General features: G+C 78.1%; 2 protein-coding genes and 1 pseudogene. 2 read left to right on the top strand and 1 reads right to left on the bottom strand.

From position 1 onward, the window contains the following. A pseudogene (locus tag ACFV0G_RS39455) lies at window positions 1-517 on the bottom strand (hypothetical protein); the annotation flags it as partial. A gap of 158 nt (window positions 518-675) precedes the next feature. On the opposite strand from ACFV0G_RS39455, the gene ACFV0G_RS39450 reads away from it, so the two are divergent. Both ACFV0G_RS39450 and ACFV0G_RS39445 read left to right on the top strand, forming a co-directional pair. Next, a complete protein-coding gene (locus ACFV0G_RS39450; RefSeq protein WP_380558789.1) occupies window positions 676-978 on the top strand; it encodes a hypothetical protein in 303 nt (100 codons plus the stop codon). Window position 979: 1 nt separating this feature from the next. Next, on the top strand, window positions 980-1,299 hold a 320-nt coding region (locus tag ACFV0G_RS39445; protein WP_380558786.1), incomplete at its 3' end, for a hypothetical protein.

The raw sequence follows: 1,299 nt of genomic DNA, 5'->3' as shown, positions 1-1,299 counted from the left end.
GTCTCTGACGGGCTCGGTCCTGCCGGTCGCCCCCGAGGAGTTGGTGCTGCCGGCCGGGGCGGGCGGCGTCGAGCGCCCGCTGGGCGGCCTCCGCCTCGCGCAGCGCCTGCTCGGCGACCAGGACGGCCCGCTCGCGCAGCAGCCGGGCGATCTCCGTCTCCGCCTTCGCCAGCCGGGACTTCTCGGCGGTCAGCCGCCGGCCGAAGCGGGTGGCCCGCTCCTCGGCGACCTCGGCCGCGTACTGGGCGTGGGCGAGGTGGTGCTGGATGCGCTCGTGGGCGCGCAGCCGGCGGGTCGCCGCGAGCTGGAGCGCGGCCCGGGCCGCGCGGTCGCGCTGACGCAGCAACAGGCCCAGGCCGACGGCCGCGACCACGGCGGCGACACCCACCGACCTGGCAACCATCGCGTCCGGGCTGGCGACCAGCGCGGCCACCGCCGCGAGCACCAGAACGCCGATGGCGACCGGGGGCACGGAGCGGCCGAGGACGGAGGAATGACGGTGGCGTCCACGAGACATGCCAAGAAACTAGCGTGCGAATTGGGGCCCTGTCAGCCTCGACACCTAGATGGCTCTTGACAGCCCGTCGGAAATACGGGGCGCTTTCGGCCGGACACCTTCCGTTACCATGGCGGACGTCCTGCCACCCCCGCGATCCACCGCAGAGCGAGGCGTCCGTGTCCCAGGGATTCCGCGTCCGGCCGGCCGAACTGGCCGCCGCCGGACGGGCGGCCGCCGCGATCGCCGATCAGCTGCGCGCGCAGGCCCGTACCGTACTCGGCCCCGCCGACGCCGCGGTCGCCGCGCTCCCCGGCTGGCGGACGGCCGCCGCCCTCGCCGACTGCGTCGAGGCCTGGCGGCTGCTCTGCGAGCGGCTCGCCGACGAGCTCGCCGGGACCGGCTCCGGCCTGGACCGGACGGCCGACGGCTACCGGGCCGTCGACGAGGCCGTCCGGCACAGCCTCACCGCGGCGGGCTGAGGTGGACGAGGCCGCCCTCACCGCCGCCCGCACGCCGGAGCTGACCGCGGCGGCCGACGCCTACCGGGCGCTCGCCGGCGCCCTGGACGGCCTGCGCGCCGACTGGAACACGCAGACCGCGGCCCGGGTGCACGGCTCCGGCTGGCAGGGACGGGCCGCCGACCTGGCCGGCGCCGCGGTGGACCGGTCCGCCGGCCGGCTGCAGGCCGCGGCCGCCGGGCTGGCGCTCGTGGGGGAGAGCCTGCGGCAGGCCGCCGAGGCGTTCCGGCTGGCCCAGGCCGCTCTGCCCGGGGACGGCCCGGCCGCCGCGCTGGCCGAGGC

The organism is Kitasatospora sp. NPDC059571, from assembly GCF_042735675.1.
Classification (GTDB): Bacteria; Actinomycetota; Actinomycetes; order Streptomycetales; family Streptomycetaceae; genus Kitasatospora.
This window is presented reverse-complemented; position numbering and strand designations above follow the sequence as displayed.